Genomic DNA, 22,252 nt, shown 5'->3' on the forward strand with positions numbered 1-22,252 from the left:
AACAGGGACGTCGTCGCTCATGGAACCTCTGGAACCTCCCGCCCCAGCGGGGACGTCGTCGCTCATCGGATCTCCCGCCCCAGCAGGGCGCTCAGGGTGGGCAGCACCAGATCGGCGCGGGCCGGATCGAAGCCGAGCCCGCCCGCGGCCCGCCCCGCGCCGCCCGTGCGCGGCCCGGCCACGCGCTCGCCGATGGCCCGCCGCTCACCCGCCTCGAACGCGCCGAAGGTGCGGCGCAGCAACGGCAGCACGTCGTCGAACGCGTCGGCCGCGATGTCGGCCAGCCAGTCGTCGAGCACTGCCAGCAGCGCCTCGTCGTGCACCAGCAGCAGCCCGCCGCCCGACAGGAAACCCTCCACCCAGGCGGCAGCGTGTGCCGGTGCCGTGCCCACGGTCAGCGGCAGCCGCAACCGGCGGCGCACCTCCGCCCCGTCGAGCCGGCCCGCGTCGAGCAGCAGCCGGGTCAGCCGGCCGGCCAGCAGCCCGTGCAGATCGGCCCGCCCGGCCAGCGACTCCAGCGTGGACAGCCAGCGGTCGCGCAGCTCGTCGTCCTCCAGCAGGCCGACCGCGGAGTGCACGCCGTCGACCCGGTCGCGCAACACCTTGGCCGCCTCGTCCGACAGTGAGCCGACGGCGGAGGGCAGCGCGGCGCACACCCGGACGAGCAGGCTGCTGGTCACGGTGGCCAGCCCGGCCACATCCGTACGCCGGACGTCGCCGTACCGCAGGGTGCGGGCCAGCGCCGGGATCGCCGCCATCAGGTGGTTGACGTCGGCGTCGAGCGCGGCCCGGGTGTCGAGCGCGGCCAGCACCTGCGGATACGCCTCGGCCAGGTCGGCCAGCAGGCAGGTCTCGACCAGCGCGGTCACGTCGGCCAGCGTCTCGGCCCGGTGCGCGGCCCGCACCACTTTGGCCGTGGCCGCCGCGACCACCGTGGTGCCGTACATGCTGCCTTCGACGAGGCGGATCGCGAACTCGGGCTGCCAGCGCAGGCGCCACTCCTCGCGGAACGTGCCCGTGCCGCGGCGGGTCGACGTGGGCTCGCCCCACGGCACCCCGATCGTGCGCAGCCGGTGCAGCAGGCGGCTGCGCCTGAGGTCGGTCTCCTTGCGCAGGTCGAGTTCCAGCGCACGTTCCAGCGCCTCCGGTTTGAGCCGGGCCGCCCGCTGCTGGGCGGCCAGATCCTTGGCCAGCGGTACGGCGGGCATGTCGTCGGGCACCCCGCCCAGGCGCTCGCCGACCACCAGCTTGCGGGTGATCAGTTCGACGCGCAGGGGCTCGCCGTCGCACATGACCGACTCGGCCGCCTCGGTCACCTCGGACAGCCCGGCCAGGGGTCGTCCCCGCAGCGCGGCCAGCGCCTCGGCCAGGCGGGCGGCCTCGATGATGTGCGCCGACGACGTGGGCACCCCCTCGGCCCGCAGCACCCCGGCCGCGTCGACCAGCCAGCGCGGCACCACCTCGTCGGCCGACGTGAACAGGTGGTGATACCAGCCCGGCGACGTGACGCCCGCGCCGTAGCCCGACCACGACGCCAGCCGCCCGTACGTCCACGGCACCCAGGTGAAGTCGACCTTCGCCTTCTTGCGCCCCTTGAGCAGCGCGGTGTCGTCCTTGACGGCGACCTTGCGGGCCAGGGCGGGCACATGCCACGCCCCGCACACGACGGCGATGTCCTCGTACGTCTTGCGCACCTCGCGCAGCACCCCGCGCATGTACGCCTCGCGCACGAGATCGTCGGGGTCCTCGGGCGACTGCTCGCGAATGGCCGTCATGGCCTCGGCGATGGCCTCGAACGCGGGCATCCCCCGATGCTCGACCACGTCCTCCCACCAGCGCTCGGGGTCGTCGTAGCCCGCCGCGGCGGCAAGCTCGCCGATCGGATCGACCGGCCGCCGCGGTTGCGCCCGCTCGCCCTCCGCCTCCGCCGGGGCCGCCGCCGCATCCGGTCCGCCCGGATCGGTGCCTGTGTTCGGCTCGCCTGAACTCGGGTCGCTCGAACTCGGCCCGTCCGGCCCCGGCAATGGCTGAGTCAGCGGCCCCGCCGGAGCGTCAGGCGCATCAGGCGGTGAAGCCCGCCTCTCATCGGTCAGCCGGTAGGCGAACGGCAGGTCGAAGAACCGCACCGGAATCCCGCGTTCGACGGCCCACCGGATCGCCTGCCATTCCGGCGAGAACACCGCGAACGGCCAGAACGCCGCCCGCCGCGGATCGTCGGCCGCATAGCCCAGCAGCGCCACCGGCGGCTCCAGCCCCGCGTCGGCCACCCACCGCACCAGCGCGTCGGCCTCGGGCGGCCCTTCGACCAGGAGCACGTCGGGCGGTTGCCGTTCGAGTTCCTGCACCACGGCCCGGGCCGACCCCGGGCCGTGGTGGCGAATGCCGTAGAGACGCTCAGGCATCGCGGGCGGCCCGATAGAAGTCGCGCCAGTCGGTCCGCTCGCGCACCACGGTCTCCAGGTATTCGCGCCAGACCACCCCGTCGGAGACCGGGTCCTTCACGACCGCGCCGACGATGCCCGCGGCCACGTCGGCCGGGTGCAGCCGCCCGTCGCCGAAGTGCGCCGCCAGCGCCATGCCGTTGGTGATCACCGAGATGGCCTCGGCCGTGGACAGCGTGCCGGTGGGCGACTTCAGCTTGGTGCGGCCGTCCTCGGTCAGGCCGGTGCGCAGCTCGCGGAAGACCGTCACCACGCGGCGGATCTCGTCGAGCGCGGCCGGCACCTCGGGCAGGTCGAGCGACTGGCCGAGCTGAGCCACCCGCCGCGCGACGATGTCGACCTCGTCGTCGGCCGAGGCCGGCACGGGCAGCACGACGGTGTTGAACCGGCGGCGCAGCGCGCTGGACAGCTCGTTGACGCCGCGGTCGCGGTCGTTGGCCGTGGCGATCAGGTTGAAGCCGCGCTGCGCCTGCACCTCGGTGTTGAGCTCGGGCACCGGCAGAGTCTTCTCGCTCAGGATCGTGATCAGCGCGTCCTGCACGTCGGAGGGCACGCGGGTCAGCTCTTCCAGCCGGGCGATCGTGCCCGTCTGCATGGCCCGCATGATCGGGCTGGCCACCAGCGCCGCCTCGGAGGGCCCCTCGGCCAGCAGGCGCGCGTAGTTCCACCCGTACCGGATCGCCTCTTCCGCCGTGCCCGCGGTGCCCTGCACCAGCAGCGTCGAGTCGCCCGAGACGGCCGCCGCGAGATGCTCGGAGACCCACGTCTTGGCCGTGCCGGGCACGCCGAGCAGCAGCAGCGCCCGGTCGGTGACGAGGGTGGACACCGCGACCTCCATCAGGCGGCGCGGCCCCACGTACTTCGGGGTGATCTTGGCGCCGTCGCCGAGCAGGTAGGTCACCACTGCCTGCGGGGAGAGCCGCCAGCCGGGCGGGCGGGGCCGGTCGTCGGCGGCGGCGAGCAGGGCCAGCTCCTCGGCGTACTGGTCCTCGGCGTGCGGGCGCAGAGCGGTCACGTGCAACTCCAAAGGTGAAAGTCAGGAAGCCGTTGTCAGCTCGTCGAACATCTCTTGGCGGAACGTGAGGGTGCGGGCCAGCTCGGCCACCGGCCGCACGCGGGAGGGGTCGGCCGGCTCCTGGTCGAGCTGCAGCGCCAGGCGGCTCACCAGCTCGGCGTAGCCCGGCGGCATGGCCAGGCCGGCCTCGCGGCACAGCTCACCCAGCTGCCAGCTGTGGCGGTCGGTGCGGGCGCGGTGGGCGATCGTCTCCAGCACCGCCACCGACAGCTCCTCGGGCCAGTGGCCGGGATGGATCGCCAGCAGCCGGTTGGCCAGGCCGTCGTCACGGCGCAGGGCGTCGGCGGCCAGCCGTCCCAGCTCCGCGGGCGGCAGAACCAGATGCAGATCCCACCGCACGGATTCGCGCAGCGCGCCGGACACCTCGGTCAGCAGCGCGCCGGCCCAGGCCGGGTCCTGCTGGACGACCGCGGCCTTGGCCCAGCCGTGCAGCAGCGGCGTCTCCCAGTCGTTGCCGCGGGCCAGCCGCAGCATCGTCGCCGGGTCGGACCAGGTGTCGAGGGGCGTGGCCGCCACGACCTCCTCCAGCAGCCAGGCGCTGACGCCGATGCCGCGGGCCGGGGTGGACGCCACGCCGTCGCGGCGCAGGGCGGCGTCGAGCTCCTCGGGCGGCGTCACGACGAGCCGGTCGGCGCCGAGCATCCGGCGCTCGCGGCGCACCAGCGTCCGGGCGCGCTCGGCCATGCGGGCGCGCAGCCGCGAGCCGGGCAGCCGGCGCAGCAAATCGAGCGCCGCCTCGCGGACCTCCTTGCGGCGGTCGTCGAGAGCCCGTTCCAGGAAGGGGTCGTCGTCGGCGGACAGACTGGTGGCCAGCACGCCGACGAACCGGGCGCGGTCGTCGGAGGACTCCTCGGCCCACGTGCTCTCGAGAAGCTCGCGGGCCCGGCCCGGATCGGTCTGGCGCAGCCGGGTCAGGTGGCCCACGCGCTCGCCGGAGCTGCCCATGTGCCAGTCGGGGAGCTCGGCCACCACTGTCGTCTCGTCGCGCAGCCAGCGCCAGTCGGCCCGCATGCCGGCCAGCCATGCGCCCCGGCGGCCGGCCACCCGGGCCAGCGCGGGCCGCACGATCGAGTTGCGCCGGCCCGCGTCGAGCAGCGCCGGCAGCGCGGCCGGGGGCACATGCCCGCCCCGCTCGGCCGCGGCGGCGAGCCACTGGCCGAGCAGCTCCTGCGCGAGCTGGGCGCCGCCGGGCACAGCCCCGCCCAGGATGCGCAGCAGGCGCGCGCCGGCCGGGGTGGGCAGCGGCGCCTGCGTCTCGGCGGGCGTGGCCGGCACCACCTCGTGACCGTCGCCGGGCAGCACGCCGGCCCGATGCCGGGTCAGGGCCACGGCGGCCGCCTCGAGCAGGGAGGCCTCACCCGTCCAGGGGCGGCGGTTGGTGCCGACCAGGGCCGCGGCCAGCAGCTCGGGCGGCAGCTCGGGGTGGCCGGTGCGACTGGGGTCGGGTTGCGGGGGAGCGGCTGCCACGAACCGGCCCTCGACCCACGCCGCGAGCGGGCGCAGACCGGCCGGCGACCACTCGGCGGCCACCGTGGCCGGGTGTCCGCCGGCCGCGGCCAGCAGCCACCACGGCTCGCGATGGCCGGGGGCGAGCGGCAGGGCGGCGCCGGACTCGTCGACCAGCCAGGCGTCGCCGCTGGGGACGACGCCGGACAGCAGGACCGGCGCGTCGAACCGCCACGGCTCGGCGGCCACGGTCGCGCTGTAACCGGCCAGGGCCGCGGCCAGCGGCAGGGCGCCGCTGGGCTCGCGGAACGGCTCGGCGGCGCTCGCCTTCTCGGCGACGAGGGCGCGCAGCGGGGCCGCACCGGGGTAGAAGGCCAGCTCGCCGCGGAACTCCGTGCCGGCGACGAGGTCGGAGGTCATCGGCTGGCCGGGCGCGGCGAACGAGAGCACCAGCGCGAACCGGCCGGTCGTCTCGCCCCGCAGCCAGGTGCGCCGCGTGGTCAGCGCGCCGTCGTCGGACTCGACCTGGCCCAGCACCTGCCACCGGTCGGTCACGCGGGGACCGGCCAGCACGTCGTCGGTGGCCACGGGGAAGCCGATCCGGCTGCGCACGGTGGCCGCCAGCTCGGGCGGGAGGTCGGCCAGCCGGTCGTAACCCGAGACGAGCAGCCGCAGCAGGGCCAGCTCGCCGAGCAGACGGTCGGCCCAGTGCGGCCCGATGCCGGCGATCGAGCCCAGCCGGCGCACGGCGCTCGCCGCCGCCGGGGCCTGCGCGTCGACCAGCCGGGCGGCCATGGCCTCGAACGGCTGCGGCCCGCTGCGCTGGGCGCCCGCCAGGCCCTGGCGGATCTGGTCGTCGAGCCAGCGGCGCAGCTCGGTCAGGCCGCCCGCGACCCGCTCGGCCCGCTGCTCGGCCCGCTTGGCGGCGGCGGCCGGATCGGGGCCCGCACCGGGCTCCTTGGGCTTGGCAGCGGCCCGCGCCGCCCGTGCGGCCTGCCACTCCCGGGCGAACTCGGCCGGCGGTGCGTCGGCCACATCGGACTCGGCCCAGAGCAGTAACAGCGCCAGCGAGTGCTTGCAGGGGATCTTGCGGCTGGGACACGAGCACTTGAACGCGGGGCCGGTCAGGTCGACGCAGACCTGATAATTGCGGCACTGTCCCCACAGGATGTCGTCGAGCCGCCCGGTCGCCGACCACGAGGCCGGGAAGGACAGGCTGCGAGCGGCCTTGACCGACGAGGCATCGGGAGCGAGCGTCTCGACCTGAGCGGCCGACCAGCGTTCAACGGGCACGGGAAAACCCTAGGCCGCGGGTACGACAATTTCCTCCGCCCCTGCTCACGTCGTCGGGCCGCGGTGAAATGATCGGACCATGAAGGTCGTGGTCTTCGGGGCAACGGGCATGGTCGGCCAGGGTGTGCTGCGGGAATGCCTGCTCGCGCCCGACGTCGAGGAGGTGCTGGCCGTCATCCGGACGCCCACCGGCCTCACCCATCCGCGCCTGCGCGAGGTCCGCCTGCACGACTTCGCCGACCTCGAGCCGATCAGGGACGAGCTGCGCGGCTTCGACGCCTGTTTCTACTGCCTGGGCGTCTCCTCGATCGGCCTGGACGAGGCCGCCTACACCCGCGTCTCCTACGACTACCCGATGGCCGCCGCGCGCACGTTCGCCGAGGTCAACCCCCAAACTACTTTCGTGTACGTCTCGGGGGCGGGCACCAACGCCGAGGGGCGGCAGATGTGGGCCCGGGTGAAGGGCCGGGCCGAACGCGACATCATCGAGCTGCTGCCCGATGCGTACGCCTTCCGGCCCGCGATGATTCAGCCGAAGCACGGCATCCGCTCCAAGACGGGGTGGTACAACACGCTCTGGACGGTCACCGCGCCGCTCATGCCCCTACTGGACCGGGTTGCCCCCCAATACGTGACGTCCACCGACCGGGTGGGCCGGGCCATGCTGCGCGCCGCCCGGATCGGCTTCCCCGAGCGCATCGTCGAGAACGGCGGCCTCCGCTGACTCGGGCTGGGGCACGGGCGGCGTCTGCAGGGTCGGTGGTCGGGTCCGCTGGCCCCAGGTGACGGCGGCGAAGGCGACGACCATGCCGATCACCTGCAGCGTCGTCAGGCTCTGGCCCAGCGCGGCCCAGCCGACCACCGTGGCCACCAGCGGGGAGAGCAGGCTCAGCAGGGCGAGCCGGGCGGCCGGAAGGCGTTCGAGGCCCCAAAACCACAGCGAGTAGCCCAGGGCGGTGCCGATCACGGAGAGGTAGGCGTAGCCCGCCAGGTTGGTCGCGGTCAGCCGGGGCGGGAGGCCTTCGACGACCAGCATCACCGGCAGCAGCACGAGCCCGCCGGCCACCAGCTGCCAGCCGGTCGAGGTCAGCAGCGGTACGTCGGGACGGCCCCAGCGTTTCGTGAGCACCAGGCCGAGCGCCATGGAGGCCGCGCCGACCAGGCCCGCGATCAGTCCCGCGGCGTCGAGCCGGGCCGAGGCCGTGAGCACCGCCAGGCTGACCCCGCCCGCGCCGAGCACCGCCGCCACCACCGTACGCAGGGCGACGCGTTCGGTCAGCAGCAGCACTGTCAGCCCGGCCACGATCAGCGGCTGGGCCGCTCCCAGCACCGCGGCCATGCCACCGGGCAGGCGATAGGAGGCGACGAACAGCATCGCGAAGAACAGCCCGATGTTGAGCGTGCCGAGCACCGCCGATCGCCACCACCACGAGCCGCGCGGAAGCCGCCGGGTGAGGGCGAGCAGCAGCAACCCGGCGGGCAGGGCGCGCAGGACACCACCGAGCAGCGGGCGGCCCGGGGGCAGGAATTCGGTGGTGACCGCGTAGGTAGTGCCCCAGACGGCGGGGGTGATCGCGGTGAGCAGCAGGACCGGTGACCGCATCACGAACTCCCTCGACACCAAGTATCTCGACATCAAGATAAAACCGCGCGGGGTCTCTCGTTGTCAAGAAGCTCGACATCGAGACAATGGTGGGGTGACAAGCGACTCAGGCGACCGGGTGGATCTGATCGTCCGCCAGTGGGCGCGGGAACGACCCGACCTCGAGACGACGGCCATGTCGGTGTTCGGGCGGATCTTCCGGCTGGCCCGGCTGGCCGGCGACCGGATGGAACGGGCCTATTCCCCGTACGGGATCGGCCGGCCCGAATTCGACGTGCTGGCCACGCTGCGCCGGGCCGGCGATCCCTATCAGCTCTCCCCGGGTGAGCTCGCGGCCTCGATGATGCTGAGCACCGGCGGCACCACCGCCCGGCTCGACCGGCTGGAGAAGGCGGGCCTGATCGAGCGGCTGCCCTCACCCAGCGACCGGCGCAGCGTGCTGGTGCGGCTCACCCGGCCCGGCTTCGACACGGTCGAGCAGGCGGTCGGGGCCGGCCTCGCCCAGCAGCAGGACATGCTGGCCCACCTCTCGCCGGAGAAGCAGCGTCAGCTGGACGCCCTGCTGCGCGAGGCGCTCAGGGGGTGACGCCGTGGCCCGCCGGCACCACCTCGGCCGGCGGGGGCGGGGGCGGCGGCGTGCCGTCACCGAAGGGCCGCCCGCCCAGCTTCTCGCGGCCGTGTTCGGTCAGCCAGCCGGAGAGATCGGGGCCCGCCGGGACGATCCCGGTCGGATTGATGTCCTTGTGCACGATGTAGTAGTGCTGCTTGATGTGCACGAAGTCAGTCGTGTCGCCGAAACCGGGCGTCTGGAACAGGTCCCGGGCGTACGCCCACAGCACCGGCATCTCGGTCAGCTTGCTGCGGTTGCACTTGAAGTGGCCGTGGTAGGCGGCGTCGAACCGGGCCAGCGTCGTGAACAGGCGCACGTCGGCCTCGGTGATCGTGTCGCCGACCAGGTAACGCTGCCCGGCCAGCAGCTCCGACAGTTTGTCGAGACGGGCGAAGAGCCGCTCGTACGCCGCCTCGTAGGCCTCCTGGGTGCCGGCGAACCCGGCCCGGTAGACGCCGTTGTTGACGTCCGCGAAGACGAACCGGTTCACCTTGTCGATCTGGTCCCGCAGCTCCTCGGGGTAGAGCTTCGGAGCACCCGTACGGTGGAACTTCGTCCACTCTCCGGAGAGATCGAGCGTGATCTGGGCGAAGTCGTTGGTGACGACCTGCCCGGTCGGCACGTCGACGATCGCGGGCACGGTGATCCCCTTCTCGTAGCCCGGGATCCGTTTGAAGTACGCCTCCTGCAGCCGCTCGATGCCGAGCACCGGGTCACGGCCGTCCGGGTCCAGGTCGAACGTCCAGCTGCGCTCGTCGTGGGTCGGCCCGGCGATGCCCATCGAGAGCACGTCCTCCAGGCCCAGCAGGCGACGCACGATGATCGCCCGGTTGGCCCACGGGCAGGCGCGGGCGACCACGAGCCGGTAGCGGCCGGGCTCGACCGGGTAGCCGTCCCGGCCGTCGGCGGTGATCCGGGTCGTGATGTACCGCTGATCCCGGTTGAATTCGCCCTGGGGGTTCACATACGCCATGAACCCATCCTGCGACCTGCCGGACGGAAACGCCCGGCGAACGGGTCTGGAACCCCGATCCGCCCCGCATCTGCCAGAGTGGGCGGGTGGCTGCCTCGATCCGAAGCTATCTCACGCAATGGACGGTGTTCGTTCCGATCGTCGCTATTGTCGCCCTCGTCTTCACGTGGGGCCGCGACCTGCCGTCGGCCGTGGTCGTGGTGGCCGCCCTCCTGCTGGGCGGCGCCGTGCTGGCCGCCGTCCACCACGCCGAGGTGGTCGCGCACAGGGTAGGCGAGCCGTTCGGCTCACTCGTCCTGGCCGTGGCGGTGACCGTCATCGAAGTCGCCCTCATCGTCACCCTGATGATCAGCGGTGGCGAGAAGGCCCAGTCCCTGGCCCGCGACACCGTCTTCGCCGCCGTGATGATCACCTGCAACGGCCTGCTCGGCATCTCGTTGCTGGTCGGAGCCTTGCGCCGGCACGTCTCGGTCTTCAACGCCGAAGGCACCGGCGGCGCCTTCGCCACGGTGGCCACCCTGGCCACGCTCTGTCTGGTCCTGCCCAGTTTCACCACGAGCCGCACCGGCCCGCAGTTCTCGCCGGCCCAGCTCACCTTCGCCGCCGTTGCCTCGCTGTGCCTCTACGGCCTGTTCGTCACGGTTCAGACCCGCCGCCACCGTGACTACTTCCTCCCGATCACCACCGCCGGCCAGGTCATCGACGTGGAGGAACATCTGGACCCGCCCTCCACCCGGACCGCGCTGGTCAGCCTGGCCACGCTGATGGTCGCCCTGATCGCCGTGGTCGGCCTGGCCAAGGGCGTCTCCCCCGCCATCGAGTCCGGCGTGGCCGCGATCGGCCTGCCCCAAGCGGTCGTCGGCGTGGTGATCGCCCTGCTGGTCCTGCTCCCCGAGACGATCGCCGCCGTCCGGGCCGCCGCCCGCGACCGCGTCCAGACCAGTCTCAACCTTGCCGTGGGTTCCGCGATGGCCAGCATCGGCCTGACCATTCCCGCCATCGCCATCGCCATGATCTGGCTCGAGGGCCCGCTGCTGCTGGGCCTCGGCGGTACCCAGATGGTTCTGCTGGCCCTCACCGTGGGCGTGGGCACCCTGACCATCGTGCCCGGCCGGGCCAACGTCCTCCAGGGTGGCGTGCACCTGGCGCTGCTGGCAGCATTTCTGTTCATGGCGGCCAGCCCGTAGCGGGCCCGCCATCTTGCCACTCACCCGCGCGCGGTGGTGCGCTCATGCCTTCCCGCAGGGGCACAGGTCGCTCCGGCCCGCGCACAGGTGAACGTTTGCCGGCGCCGGCCCCGCGTTGTTGGGCGTTTGCGCGCGCAGGGGCAGAGCTGCGCAGTTATGCGGAGTCGCGGGTGATCAAGGCGGGTTCGTAGATGACTGAGGACACGCGCATGGCGGGGTCTTCGATGCGGGCCAGCAGGAGGCGGGCGGCCTCGGCGGCCATGTCCTCCAGGGGGTGCCTGATCGTGGTGAGGGCGGGCGAGGCGGCCACGGCGGCGCTGCTGTCGTCGAAGCCGACCACTGCCACGTCGGTCGGGACGGAACGGCCGGCGTCGCGCAGTGCGGCCAGGGCGCCCAGGGCCATCAAGTCGTTGGCGGCGAACACACCGTCCAGGAAAGGGTTGCCGGCCAGCAGGGTGCGCATGGCGGTTTCGCCGCTGTCGCGGGTGAAGTTTCCTGTCTCGGTGGGGACCCAGCCGTGGCCGCGGCGGGCCAGCGACCGGCGGAAGCCGGCGATGCGGTCGCTGCTGGCGGGGACGTCGGCCGGGCCGGAGATCATGGCGATGCGCTGGCAGCCGCGGGCCAGCAGGTGGTCGGCGGCCAGCGCGGCGCCGGTGTCGTTGGCCAGGTCGACGTAGTCGATGGGGACCGGGTCGGCGGGGCGGCCGATCAGCACGGCGGGGACGCCGCCCTCGGTGAGCATGCGGGGCAGCGGGTCGACGGGCGGCAGGGACAGCACGATCGCGCCGTCGGCCTGACCGTTGCGCAGGTCGCCGACGAGGCGTCTGCGCTGGTCGTCGGTGCCGACGATCTGCAGGGCGAGCTGGACGCCTTTGTCGCGCAGGACGCTCATCAGGCCGCCGACGACGCGCCCGAAGTAGGGGTCGGCGAAGAAGCGGCCCATGAACGGGTCGTCGTCGTGCATCTCGGAGTCGGAGACGACCAGCGCGACGGTGCCTGTGCGGCGGGTGACCAGCGAGCGGGCGAGCCGGTTGGGCACGTAACCGGTGCGGCCCACCGCATCCCACACGACTTCGTGCAACTGCGGGTCGACGTTGCGGATCCCGTTGATGACGCGGGAGACGGTGGCTCGGGACACCCCGGCCACGCGGGCGACGTCCTCGAGGGTCGGGAGCCGCTCGGTTCGCATAGACGTCTTTATAGCACAGCCGGAGAGCGCTCTCCGACCGTACGGCCGGGACTGCGCGCGAAGTTCCGGAACCAGCGGAAACCCGCGTACGTATTGACGCCCTTGACATCGCGGCGTAACACTCGGAAAGCGCTCTCCAACCCCCAAAAGGAGACCTGGTGAATCCCCATCGACCTAGACGCATTCTGACCGTGAGCGCGGTCGCGGCCCTCACCGTGACCGCCCTGCTCACCGGTGTCCGGACCGCTCAAGCGGCCGACACCCTGCTCTCCCAAGGCAAACCTGTCCTCGCCTCGTCGACCGAGAACGGTGGCGCCCCGGCCGCCGCGGCCGTCGACGGCAATTCCACCACCCGGTGGGGCAGCACGTGGAGCGACCCGCAGTGGCTCCGCGTCGACCTCGGCAGCACGGCCGGCATCAGCCAGGTGAAGATCATCTGGGAGGCCGCGTACGCCAAGGCCTTCCAGCTCCAGACCTCGGCCGACGGCACCACCTGGACGAACGTCTACAGCACGAGCACCGCCACGGGCGGCACGCAGACGCTGAACGTGAGCGGCAGCGGCCGCTACGTCCGGGTGTACGGAACGCAGCGGGGCACCGGCTACGGCTATTCGCTGTACGAGTTCCAGGTCTACGGCTCGTACGCGACGCCGCCGCCGACCACGGGCCCCGGTTACGTCATGGCCAACCCGCCCGTGACGGGTGTGGTGCCGTCGACCGCAGTGCCGCCGGCCACCAACCCGCCGACGACCCACCGCGAGTTCCAGATGAACTGCTCGGTGAGTCGCGGCAACCTGAACGACGACCCGATCGTCTTCCCGAACATGCCGGGTGCCTCGCACTCGCACACGTTCATGGGCAACACCACCACGAACGCCGCCACCACGGTCGCCAGCCTCAAGGGCGGCAGCACCTCGTGCATCACACCCGGTGACAAGACCGGTTACTGGATGCCGACGCTGCTCAACGGCACCACCGCGGTGCAGCCCGTGGGCCGGCAGACGATCTACTACAAGTCCGGGGTGATCGACTACCGCAGCGTGCGCCCGTTCCCCGAGGGTCTGCGCTACGTGGTCGGCAGCCCGACCGCCACGCTGGAGGACTTCCGCAACCACCCGGGCGCGGTGGAGGGCTTCGAGTGCGGTGACCTGTCGTTCCAGTGGGACATTCCGGCCAACTGCGTGGCGGGCAGCCAGCTCAACGTCCGCTTCCAGGCCCCCAGCTGCTGGAACGGGCTGCACCTGGACACGCCCGATCACAAGAGCCACATGGCGTACCCGGTGCTCGGGGTCTGCCCGGCCTCACATCCGGTGGCCGTCCCGATGATCGAGTTCAAGATGGCCTGGCCGGTCAGCGGCAACATGAGCAACGTCCGCTTCTCCAGCGGCCGCGGCTACTCCTTCCACTACGACGTCTTCAACGCGTTCGACCCGCCGACACTGGCCGCCCTCGTCCGCCACTGCATCAACGGCGGCCTGCAGTGCGACCCGCGCGGCTTCGACCTTTACAAGCCCGACCGCGGCGCCGCGCTCAACGAGAACTACGAGCTGCCGTAAGCATCCAAGAAACGGGCGCCGTCGAAGCGACGGCGCCCGTTTTCGCGTTGCCGGAAATCACGGGGAACTGCTCGGGATCGCCGACAACGCCACTTCCCTCGTGCGCAGAATCTGTAGTGCCAAATCGCGCGTCCGGGCCTCGGCTCCCGATTTGTCCTCGCTGCGGGCCAGGCTCTGACCCTGCACCAGATGGGCCCGGATGAGCTTGGTCACGGTCTGGTCGAACGCCGCGCCGACCAGTTGCTGGACGCCGGTGATGTCTTCCGGGGTGACCATGCCCGGCATCGGCATGCCCTTGTGCGGGTTCTCCGCGGGCAGGCCGGCCAGGGTGTGCAACTGCCGCAACACGTTCAGCTCGGCCTCGGTGAACGACTTGACCTGCAGCGCGAGGGCGAGCGTGGCCGGATCCTGCGTGTGTTTCGGGGTAAGGTCGAGCAGCGGCAGGAGCTCCTCGTTCATCGCGATGTTGATTTCGATCCAGGCCAGATCGGTGCCTCCGAAGCCGGCCGCCTGCGCCGGTGCCGAAGCGTTCGCGGTGGGGGTGGCCGCGTCGCCGGACCCCGTCGCCGAGCAGCCCGTCAATCCGAGCGTGGCGACGAGCAGGAGCCGGGGAATGTATTTCACGTTCGCGAGTCTGGCCGTTTAATGGCATCACTGTCAATGATTCGATATTGATGGATGGCAACGGGACCGTAACAAGGGTCATCGACTCATAGAGCGTTCTGAGTTTATGTTATTCGGAGCTGCGAACTCCGTCACAGTGACCGGCGATGATCTGCTCCACGTTCTTCCACAGGCCGATCAGGTTGCCCTCGGTGTCGTGGAAGTGCTCGCCGCCTCCTCGCCCAGACCCTGGAACCGCGACCGGGACGGCAGAAGGGCCGAAAGTACGGGGCCGGAGAAGTTCCACCGGAGGTGAGCAGCCGGCGGCACACGAGAAAGGGCGCCGCGGCCGTGACCGCGACGCCCGCCCTCCGGGCGATGCTCAGCGCCGATAGACGCCGAACTCGTAGAGCGAGTAACCGTACGTGGTGGCCCGCGTCAGTCCGTTCATCCGGACGTAGCGGCCGGAGCCCGAGACGCTGACCTCGTCGAACCCGCCGTCCCCGCTCGTCGTCGCGTAGACCGTCGTCCAGGTGCTGCCGTCGTTGGACGTCTGGATCTGGTAGCCCGTGGCGTAGGCCGCCTCCCACGCCAGCCGCACGTGGTTGAAAGACTGCACCGAGCCCAGGTCGACCTGCAGCCACGCCGTGCCGACCCACTCGCTGGCCCACCGCGTGCCGTAGTCGCCGTCGGTGGCGTACGAGGGCAGTTGCGGCCCGTTCGTGCCGGTCGGCTGATAGGTGGACGCGGTCGTGGTCCTGCCGCGCGACAGGTTGGTGCCGGTCTCCGGCGGCGCCACCACGCGGATCGATTTCTGCTCGATGCCCACGTTGCCCTGCCCGTCGAAGGCGTAGACGTAGACCTTCCACACGCCGAGCTTGTCGGGCGCCTTGGCCGTGAAGGAGCCGTTGCCGTTGTCGGTGAAGGTGACGTTCGTCAGCCCGGTGCCGCCCCCGGCGTACTTGTCGGAATACATCAGGTTGTAGCGGATCAGGTCGCCCTGCGGGTCCGTCGCGTTGACCGACACGTTCAGGGTGCCACCAGCCGGTACGGCGGTCTGGTTGCTCACGGTCATGCTGGTGATCTCGGGCGGCGTGTTGGCCGGTGTCTGCCCGGTCCAGGCCCGCTTGAGCGAGTAGTAGCCGTGCCGCCGCCACCCACCGGTCGTGGTGTTGAGCCACACGCCGCCGAAGTCGTTCTCGAGTCCGTAGTGGAACTCGGTCGCGCCCAGCGCCACCGTCGGGTGCGCGTTGATCGTGGCCCAGCTGCTGGCGTACTGGTCCCGCTTCTTCAGGTCGCTGGGCTCGGTCGGCACCCCGTTGACGTCGTTGGGCACCTCCCATTCGCCCTCGGGCCCGGCCTCGGTGACGATGTACGGCTTGGTGTAGCCGCCGGACTGCCAGTCCGAGTAGATGTTGCCGATCGCACCGTAGGAGTTGACCGCGAGCAGGTCGAGCGCCGGGGCGTACTGCTTGTAGTAGGGCCACGCGCCGGTGTAGGCGTCGGTCGACGTCACCGGGTGGTTGGGGTCCGCGGCGTGGATGGCCACCGCGACCTCGTTGACGAACTTCGCGTAGCCGACCCGCCGGGCCTCGACCTCGGCCGCCGACAACCCGTGGTCCTGCATGGTCAGGATGACCTCGTTGCCGACGTCCCAGAGCAGCACACCCGGGTGGTTCTTCAGGGTGTTGACCCGGGCCACGATCTCGGCCTTGACCGAGTTCTTGTACGCGGTGTCGTTGACGTAGTCGGCGCCCTGGTTGAGCCAGTGCCCGACGATCACCTTGATGCCCTGCCGGGAGGCCCGGTCGAGCAGCGTCGGGGTGTTCGCGTCGTCCACGCCCCACGTGCGGATCGTGTTGACGCCCATGTTCTTCAGGTCCCGCATGTATCCGTCGGCGGCCGCCTGCGGGGGACCGTACGTCAGGCCCTTGACCTGGTACGGCGAGCCGTTGACCTGCAGCTGCCAGTTGCCCTGGCTGCCGGTCACCTTGACGACGCTGGGCTGGGTCGGCGCGGCCGGGTCGGTCATCGCCGGCGGGACGGTGCCGGTGGCCGTGCGGGCCACGCTGACCGAGTCGACGCTGAGCACGCCGCCCGAGGTGGTGTCCGGGGCCGGGGTGGTGCGGCCGGCCACCGCGTTGGGCAGCGAGCCGCCGATGGCCAGGTCGAGCCGCAGGAAGAAGCCGTGGTGCACGGCCGCGTTCCAGGCCGACACGCCGACCTGCGACTGGCGCACGATCCAGGTCTGGCGCCCGTCGAGATAGAAGCGGATCTCCTCGTCGGTCTTGGTGCGGTCGATGATCTGGGTGTACTCGTGATAGCCGGTCTGGCAGCTCGTGCAGGTGGCGAAGCCGGACGACCGCCCGTTGTACTCGGCGCACACCCCGTCGGGCGCGGTGCCGCAGTGCAGGGTCTGCGCGAGCTGGCTGCGGCCGTTGACGTTGGTCATGATGTCGGTCTCGCCGACGCCGGGCCAGTTGTTGTAGTTGCCGCGGTAGGCCGCGCCGGTCGCCCGGAAACCCGGCCAGTAACCGAGCGCGTTGGCCACGTCGGGCTGCTTGAGCACGGCGGTGAACTTAGTCTGCTGCCCGGCCAGGGGCTCGAAGTCGGTGCGCTGCGTCTCCAGGCGGCCCGACGTCCAATTGCCGCTGCCGTCCTTGAGGGCCTTGATGCTCAGCCGCCCGTTGCCGTCGAGCGAGACGTTGGCCGTGCTGTTGCTGGCCGTCTCGACCTCACCGGTGCCCCAGTTAGCGGCTCCACCGGGATACTGCGTTCCCGTACGCAGGAGCCAGTTCGCCGACGACGGCGAGGAGCCGGCCGGGCCGTCGAACTTGTCCTCCCAGATCGTCGTGAAGTTGCCCGGCGGCGGTGTGGTCGGTGGGGGAGTGGTCGGCGGCGGGTCGGTCGGCGTGGTGCCGCCGGTCGAGCCGTAGACCTTGAACTCCCACAGCGAGTAGCCGTAGCCGCCGTTGCGCGTGGTGCCGTAGAGGCGGACGTAGCGGCCGCTGCCGTTCACGGTGAGCGTCTCGGTGCCGCCGGTGCCCCCGGTCCTGGTGTAGATCGAGGTCCAGGTGGTGCCGTCGGGCGAGGTCTGGATCTGGTAACCCGTGCCGTAGGCGTTCTCCCACTGCAGCACGACCGAGCTGATGGTCGCGGTGGCGCCGAGGTCGACGCGCAGCCACTGAGGGTCGGAGAACTGGCTCGACCAGCGGGTGCCCGGGTTGCCGTCGGTGGCGTTGGCGGCCACGGTGTCGGCGGTCTCGTTCGAGGAGGAGGTGGTGGGTTTGCCCTGCGAGAGCAGGGCATCGGCCGCGTAGGCGCTGCCGTGCGCCGTCACGGCGAGGCCGGCCGCGACGAGGGCCGTGGTCAGGGGGATGGCGAGGCGGCGCCACAGGCGCGGCGGGGAGGAAGCCGAGTTCACGGAAACTCCTGGGGATGTCGGGACGACGCTCGGGGAAAGCGCTCTCCATGAATGGCCGCAGTGTTACGCCGGGCTTTCATGTGTGTCAATAGTGCGCCGCGAGTCGTGCCCGTGAAGGCCCCCTGAAAGCGGGCAATAACGGCACCGCGGGGACCGTCGGGCCAGAGTTCGGAGAGCGGTTTCCAAGCCCGGGAGGCGTGGCCGCGAGGGGAGTGCCGATACGACTCGGCGGATCGGCCCGCGTCGGGGGTGAGGCCCGCAGGAGACCCGGCTACTGGAGGAAGGCGCCGAGCGGGGACAGCAGCAGTTTGTTGACACCCGCGGCCGTGGTGTCGAGCGTCGTCCGCTCCCGGTCGGTGGCGTTCATGTCGTGTCGCAGGCCCCACAGCTTCTGCGCGTTGCGCCAGGCCACGTTGCGGGTGTACTCGACGGCTTCGCCCTGCCACCAGTCGTCCAGGCAGCCGTTCATCATGTCGATGAGCAGCTGCCACTTCTCCAGATAACCGCGGCGCAGCCCGGGGATCGACTCCGCGAAGATCTCGTTGATCTCGAGGTAGTCGTGGTGCTGCTCGCTGTCGTCGATGGGGTCGCGGCCCAGGTGGTCGAAGGTGGTCACCAGCGCGAACGGCAGATCGAAGTTGATGTGCGCGTTCACCCCGGCGCAGGCCGAGGGCAGGGGGCGGCAGTCCGGCCCGGGGATCCGGGTGAACAGCGCCGCCCACACCTGCGGGCACCGCGGGCTCGCCCCGTTGCCGGCCCAGGCCCGCAGAGCGTCGAAGTAGCGCGCGGCGAACTCCACGTCGAGCCGGGACAGGAACGCCGGATCCTTGAACTTGCCGGCGTACAGCCGCTCGAGCACACCTTCGGTGATGGTCAGGTAGAGCTGGTTGAAGTCGCACAGCGGGTTCTGGCCCAGCAGCGGTGGCACCCGGGTCAGGATCGTCTGCAGCTCACGAAGCTGCTCGACCACTCCTGGGACGTCGTCGGGGTGGTTGCTCAGAAGATCCGCCATCTCCTGCTGCGCCGGCCCCCAGACCGACTGGTTCATCGGTTCTCCTCCACAACCTAGGCGGAGGGCCCCCTAGCACCACCCGGCGGCGGTGGCCGCCGGGTGGTGCTCCCCCGTGGCCACAGACTTCCAAAGGCGACCTACGTAGGGATCGGTAGAACGACGTAGTTCGACGTACGCGTTCGCGCGCGAAGATAACGAAAGGGTCACGCCGCTGTGAGAAAGACCCGGCTGGCCTGTACGCGGGTGCGCACCTGAAGCTTGTCGAAGATGTGCCCGACGTGGACACCGACCGTGCGTTCGCTGATGAACAGCCGCTCGCCGATCTCACGGTTGGTCAGGCCCTCGGCCAGGGCGGCCAGCACCTCGCGCTCGCGGGTGGTGAGCATGCCCAGCTCGTCGGCCGGCCCGGGCGCGGGCGCGGGCATCTCGATCGTGGGCGCGTCGTCGGCCAGCGTCACCCGGTAACGCCGGGCGACGGTGACGATCTCGTTGGCGAACGGCCGGGCGCCCATCGCGATCGCCGTCGCGTACGCCTCCCGCAGCGCCGTGGTCGCCACGGCCTTCCGGGCCCGGCGTTGCAACGCCGCCTCGGCCTGGCGCAGCCGGGAGTAGGCGGCCGGATAGGGCTGCCGGCGAGTGTCCCAGGCCGTGGCCGCCTTGGCCCAGAGCGCCGGGTCGGGCCGGCCCTCGGCCCGGCTCAGCTCGGCCGCGCACAGGTCGAGATAGCCGTCGATGGTGGCCCGCACCGGCGCCGCGGCGTTGCCGACCCCGGCCGCCATCCGCTCGACGGCCGCCGTGAGCCGGCGCAATGCGCCCGGGTCGACCGGCTGCCCAGCCGCGTGCGCCTCGGCCTCGGCGCGCAGGCCGTGCCAGGCCAGCACCCCGATCAGCACCAGGTCGTCGGAGCGGGTCTCGGTCAGCCCGCGCTGCACGGCGGCCCGGGCCTCGGCGTGCCGGGCCTGCCACATGGCCAGGCCGGCCCGCAGCGTGAGCATCGGCAGCACGTGCCGGGCTCCGCCGCCGGCCAGCAGCGTGGCCACCGCGTCGAGGTCGCGGTGGGCGGCGTCGACGTCACCGAAGCCGACCCAGAGCTGGCAGCGCGAGAGCAGCAGTTCGACGGCGTCGGCGCCGGACGGCCGGTGCCGCATCGCGTCGTCGAGCACGGTGTCGGCCTCGGACCATTGGCCCACCCGGAACAGGCCCTTGGCGGCGATGGCGAGCAGACGGGTCTGATAGGTGCGGCCGGCCCCGAGCGAGGCCAGCCGTTGCGCACCGCGGCGGGCGACCAGCACTCCCTCCTCGATGCTGTTGAGCGGACCGGTGAGCAGCTCCGCGAGGTGCAGATAGGCCACGCCGAGCTCGTCCGGGTGGCCGCTGCGCTCGGCGATCTCGACCGCGTGCCGGATCACGGCCAGGCCGGCGTCCGGGTCCTCGCGGAAGGCCGCGCTGAACCCGAGGGCGGCCGACGCCCGTACGAGGTCGGCGGTCGAGCCGTTGACCTCGGCCATCTCCAGCGCCTCCTGGGCGCGGGCGTTGGCATCGGCGTACCGGCCCAGATGCAGCAGCAGCTCAGCCAGGTAAGCCGCGGCCGAGGCGCGCTGCTTGGGCGAGCATTCGGGCGAGTCCAGGACGCGCTCGTACTCCTCCTCGGCGGTGGCCGTCCGACCGGCCGCGGCCAGATAACGCGCGCGGCGCAGGTGCAGGTCGCAGGCCCCGGGCGCGTCGGGCCGCAACGCCAGCGCGTCCAGGCCGGCCAGGGCGCGCAGGTGCTCGCCGCACAGGTGGGCCGCCTCGGCCGCGTGGGCCAGCAGCTCGGTCCGTTCCGGGGCGTCGTCGCTGATCAGTTCGAGCGCCGACGACCAGTAGCGATGCGCCTCGGTGAAGCCGTAGAGCTCCTCGGCGGCCCGGGCCGCGGCCACCACCGAGGGCAGCGCCCGGGCCGGCTCGCCCGCCCGCTGCCAGTGATGGGCCAGCCGGGCGTGGTCGCCGGCCGCGTCGTGCTCGAGCGCCTCGGCGAAGCGGCGGTGCCGGGCCGCGGCCTCGGCCGGCAACACCTCGGCCGCCAGCACCTCGGCGACCAGGCGGTGCCGCAGCCGGTAGCCGTCGTCGGCGCCGGTCACGAACCGGTGCGCGACCGCGGCCCGGACGGCCTCGAGCAGCTCGGCCTCACCCAGCGGCACGACCCGGGCCAGCACGGCGTGCTCGACCGGCTCCACACCGGCCGCGACCGCGTGCACCACGGCATGCGCGTTGGGCGGCAGCTCGTCGATGCGGGACAGGAAGATCTCGCGCAGCGTGTCGGACAGCTCGACCCGGCCGTCGCGCAGGTCACGGGCCAGTTCCTCGGCCACGAAGGGGTTGCCGCCGCTGCGCTTGTAGACCCGGTCGGCGTCCTCGGTGTCGACCGACTCGCCGGCCACCGCGGCCACCAGCTCGACGGTCTGGTCACGGTCGAGCGGCGCGAGGTCGACGACCCGTACGGATCGGAGACGGCGCAACTCGGCCAGCACCTTGCGCAGCGGGTGGGCGCCCTGCAGGGCCTCGGCGCGGACGGCGGCCAGCACGGCGATCTTGACGTCGCTCAGGCCGGCCAGCAGATAGAGCAGCAGCTGACGGGTGCTGCGGTCGGCCCACTGCAGGTCGTCCAGCACGAGCAGCAGGCGCCGGTCACCGGCCACCGTGAGCAGGTCGCGCGAGACCCGGTCGAGCAGATCGGCGGCGTCGGCGGCGCCACTGTGGCCGGACTGCCGCAGCGCCTGCAGCACCGGGTGCAGAGGGGAGGCGTCGCCGATGTCGAGGCAGGTGCCGGACAGCACGGCGAAACCCGCGTCGCGCATCGCCCGGGCGGTCTCGCGCAGCAGCCGGCTCTTGCCGACACCGCTCTCCCCGGTGACGAACACCGCGGAGGTCCCGCCGGGGCCCGCGTTGCGCAGGTCGGATTGGACTTGGGTCAACGTGCCGGCACGTCCGACAAGTGGCCCGTCCTCCTCCTCGCTGGCCATGCAGGTCACCCTAGTGCCCACCGACCTGGAACGTTCTCGGCGGTTCGGTCTGTTCTCCGTCACATGAGCGGCGGGCCGGCCAAGTGTCGGAGATACGTCGTTCTGCAGATCCGGTAGTGGACTGCGCCTGACACCGTTCTTCCGGGGCACAGAACTGGGGGAGCGTGAAGACATGACCGCAATCGCTATGGCGGAGCAGGAGCGGCGTCAGACCGTCACCGTCCTTTTCATCGACATCGTGGGATACACCTCACTGATCGACGACCTGGACTGCGCGGTTGTCCGCGCACTGCAGCGGGACTACTTCGGCATCGCGTCCGAGGTGATCCGCGCGGGTGGCGGAGTGGTGGAGAAGTACGTCGGGGACGCGGTGATGGCGGTGTTCGGCACCGGCACCGCGGGCTTCGGCGCGGAAGCGGCCGCTTCGGCGGTCCGGGTGGGCCTGTCGGTCCAGGAGGCGTTGAGGGGGCAACTCCTGGCCGGCAGGTTCGCCGTACGGACGCGGGCCGGGCTCGCGACCGGTGACGTCATCGTGGACCTGACGGCGGCCCACGACGGCGGACAGGTGATGATCAGCGGCAGCGTGGTCAGCACGGCGGCCCGCCTGCAGGCGTTCGCGCCGCACGACACCGTGGTGGTGTGCTCGCAGACCCGGGAGGCGGCCGGCGATCTGATCGCCTTCCAGGAGCTGCCACCCGTACGGGTCCCCGGCAAGCCCCGGGCGCTCGACCTCTATCGGGCGCTCGAGCCGCACCGCGTACGGCCGGCCAAGCGCCATCTGTACGCACTGCCGGTCGCGGCATAGAAGCTGACCGACACGGGTACGTCAGCCCCTCGT

The 22,252-nt window shown here is 71.8% G+C and carries 15 protein-coding genes; 5 read left to right on the plus strand and 10 right to left on the minus strand.

The genetic code is table 11. The annotated features are described in order from the left end of the window. Positions 1–62 precede the first annotated feature (62 nt). Genes BKA14_RS41075 through BKA14_RS41085 form a run of 3 tightly spaced genes read right to left on the minus strand, consistent with a single transcriptional unit; the run spans position 63 to position 6,255 of the window. A complete protein-coding gene (locus BKA14_RS41075) occupies positions 63–2,402 on the minus strand; it encodes a DUF5682 family protein (RefSeq protein ID WP_184956113.1) in 2,340 nt (779 codons plus the stop codon). Next, a complete protein-coding gene (locus BKA14_RS41080; RefSeq protein ID WP_184956114.1) occupies positions 2,395–3,456 on the minus strand; it encodes an ATP-binding protein in 1,062 nt (353 codons plus the stop codon). The genes BKA14_RS41075 and BKA14_RS41080 overlap by 8 nt, the downstream gene beginning before the upstream one ends. 21 nt (positions 3,457–3,477) lie before the next feature. Beyond that, positions 3,478–6,255: an SWIM zinc finger family protein gene (locus tag BKA14_RS41085; protein ID WP_184956115.1), complete on the minus strand. Its 2,778-nt coding sequence runs from the start codon at positions 6,253–6,255 to the stop codon at positions 3,478–3,480. A 79-nt stretch (positions 6,256–6,334) separates the two neighbouring features. Between BKA14_RS41085 and BKA14_RS41090 the strand changes: the two genes are divergently transcribed. Then, positions 6,335–6,979 carry a Rossmann-fold NAD(P)-binding domain-containing protein gene (locus BKA14_RS41090; protein ID WP_184956116.1) on the plus strand — a complete coding sequence of 215 codons (645 nt, stop codon included), beginning with the start codon at positions 6,335–6,337 and terminating at the stop codon, positions 6,977–6,979. On the opposite strand, the gene BKA14_RS41095 is transcribed toward BKA14_RS41090, so the two are convergent. Continuing rightward, positions 6,860–7,858, minus strand: a complete 999-nt coding sequence (locus BKA14_RS41095; RefSeq protein ID WP_184956117.1) for an EamA family transporter — start codon at positions 7,856–7,858, stop codon at positions 6,860–6,862. The genes BKA14_RS41090 and BKA14_RS41095 overlap by 120 nt on opposite strands. Positions 7,859–7,952: 94 nt before the next feature. On the opposite strand from BKA14_RS41095, the gene BKA14_RS41100 reads away from it, so the two are divergent. Beyond that, positions 7,953–8,444 (plus strand): MarR family winged helix-turn-helix transcriptional regulator, encoded by a 492-nt coding sequence (locus tag BKA14_RS41100; RefSeq protein ID WP_239092647.1) that lies wholly within the window; start codon positions 7,953–7,955, stop codon positions 8,442–8,444. Here BKA14_RS41100 and BKA14_RS41105 read toward each other — a convergent pair. After that, entirely contained in the window at positions 8,434–9,441 is a 1,008-nt protein-coding gene (locus tag BKA14_RS41105) for a glutathione S-transferase family protein (RefSeq protein ID WP_184956118.1), read from the minus strand. The genes BKA14_RS41100 and BKA14_RS41105 overlap by 11 nt on opposite strands. Positions 9,442–9,527: 86 nt before the next feature. On the opposite strand from BKA14_RS41105, the gene BKA14_RS41110 reads away from it, so the two are divergent. After that, on the plus strand, positions 9,528–10,628 hold the full coding sequence (locus tag BKA14_RS41110) for a calcium:cation antiporter (RefSeq protein WP_184956119.1): 1,101 nt from the start codon (positions 9,528–9,530) through the stop codon (positions 10,626–10,628). Between the two features lie 154 nt (positions 10,629–10,782). On the opposite strand, the gene BKA14_RS41115 is transcribed toward BKA14_RS41110, so the two are convergent. Next, positions 10,783–11,817 (minus strand): LacI family DNA-binding transcriptional regulator, encoded by a 1,035-nt coding sequence (locus BKA14_RS41115; protein WP_184956120.1) that lies wholly within the window; start codon positions 11,815–11,817, stop codon positions 10,783–10,785. A 191-nt stretch (positions 11,818–12,008) separates the two neighbouring features. Here BKA14_RS41115 and BKA14_RS41120 point away from each other — a divergent pair, with 191 nt between their 5' ends. After that, complete coding sequence (locus BKA14_RS41120) at positions 12,009–13,373, plus strand: DUF1996 domain-containing protein (RefSeq protein WP_239092646.1); 1,365 nt, start codon at positions 12,009–12,011, stop codon at positions 13,371–13,373. A 57-nt stretch (positions 13,374–13,430) separates the two neighbouring features. On the opposite strand, the gene BKA14_RS41125 is transcribed toward BKA14_RS41120, so the two are convergent. The 4 genes from BKA14_RS41125 to BKA14_RS41140 all read right to left on the minus strand — a co-directional run bounded on the left by BKA14_RS41125 (position 13,431) and on the right by BKA14_RS41140 (position 21,414). Continuing rightward, on the minus strand, positions 13,431–13,997 hold the full coding sequence (locus tag BKA14_RS41125; protein ID WP_184956121.1) for a DUF305 domain-containing protein: 567 nt from the start codon (positions 13,995–13,997) through the stop codon (positions 13,431–13,433). 361 nt (positions 13,998–14,358) lie between these two features. Next, positions 14,359–17,400, minus strand: a complete 3,042-nt coding sequence (locus tag BKA14_RS41130) for a discoidin domain-containing protein (protein WP_239092645.1) — start codon at positions 17,398–17,400, stop codon at positions 14,359–14,361. A 271-nt stretch (positions 17,401–17,671) separates the two neighbouring features. Continuing rightward, positions 17,672–18,448, minus strand: a complete 777-nt coding sequence (locus BKA14_RS41135) for a DUF5995 family protein (protein ID WP_184956122.1) — start codon at positions 18,446–18,448, stop codon at positions 17,672–17,674. A gap of 167 nt (positions 18,449–18,615) precedes the next feature. Next, positions 18,616–21,414 carry a helix-turn-helix transcriptional regulator gene (locus tag BKA14_RS41140; RefSeq protein ID WP_184956123.1) on the minus strand — a complete coding sequence of 933 codons (2,799 nt, stop codon included), beginning with the start codon at positions 21,412–21,414 and terminating at the stop codon, positions 18,616–18,618. A 172-nt stretch (positions 21,415–21,586) separates the two neighbouring features. On the opposite strand from BKA14_RS41140, the gene BKA14_RS41145 reads away from it, so the two are divergent. After that, positions 21,587–22,219 carry an adenylate/guanylate cyclase domain-containing protein gene (locus tag BKA14_RS41145; RefSeq protein WP_184956124.1) on the plus strand — a complete coding sequence of 211 codons (633 nt, stop codon included), beginning with the start codon at positions 21,587–21,589 and terminating at the stop codon, positions 22,217–22,219. Positions 22,220–22,252: the final 33 nt, after the last annotated feature.

The sequence above is a fragment of the Paractinoplanes abujensis genome, assembly GCF_014204895.1.
GTDB lineage: Bacteria > Actinomycetota > Actinomycetes > Mycobacteriales > Micromonosporaceae > Actinoplanes > Actinoplanes abujensis.

Coding starts and splice junctions, on each gene's coding strand:
- BKA14_RS41090 (WP_184956116.1), top strand. CDS start 6,335: ATGAAGGTCGTGGTCTTCGGGGCAACGGGCATGGTCGGCCAGGGTGTG.
- BKA14_RS41095 (WP_184956117.1), bottom strand. CDS start 7,858: ATGCGGTCACCGGTCCTGCTGCTCACCGCGATCACCCCCGCCGTCTGG.
- BKA14_RS41105 (WP_184956118.1), bottom strand. CDS start 9,441: ATGGCGTATGTGAACCCCCAGGGCGAATTCAACCGGGATCAGCGGTAC.
- BKA14_RS41145 (WP_184956124.1), top strand. CDS start 21,587: ATGACCGCAATCGCTATGGCGGAGCAGGAGCGGCGTCAGACCGTCACC.
- BKA14_RS41115 (WP_184956120.1), bottom strand. CDS start 11,817: ATGCGAACCGAGCGGCTCCCGACCCTCGAGGACGTCGCCCGCGTGGCC.
- BKA14_RS41075 (WP_184956113.1), bottom strand. CDS start 2,402: ATGCCTGAGCGTCTCTACGGCATTCGCCACCACGGCCCGGGGTCGGCC.
- BKA14_RS41140 (WP_184956123.1), bottom strand. CDS start 21,414: ATGGCCAGCGAGGAGGAGGACGGGCCACTTGTCGGACGTGCCGGCACG.
- BKA14_RS41135 (WP_184956122.1), bottom strand. CDS start 18,448: ATGAACCAGTCGGTCTGGGGGCCGGCGCAGCAGGAGATGGCGGATCTT.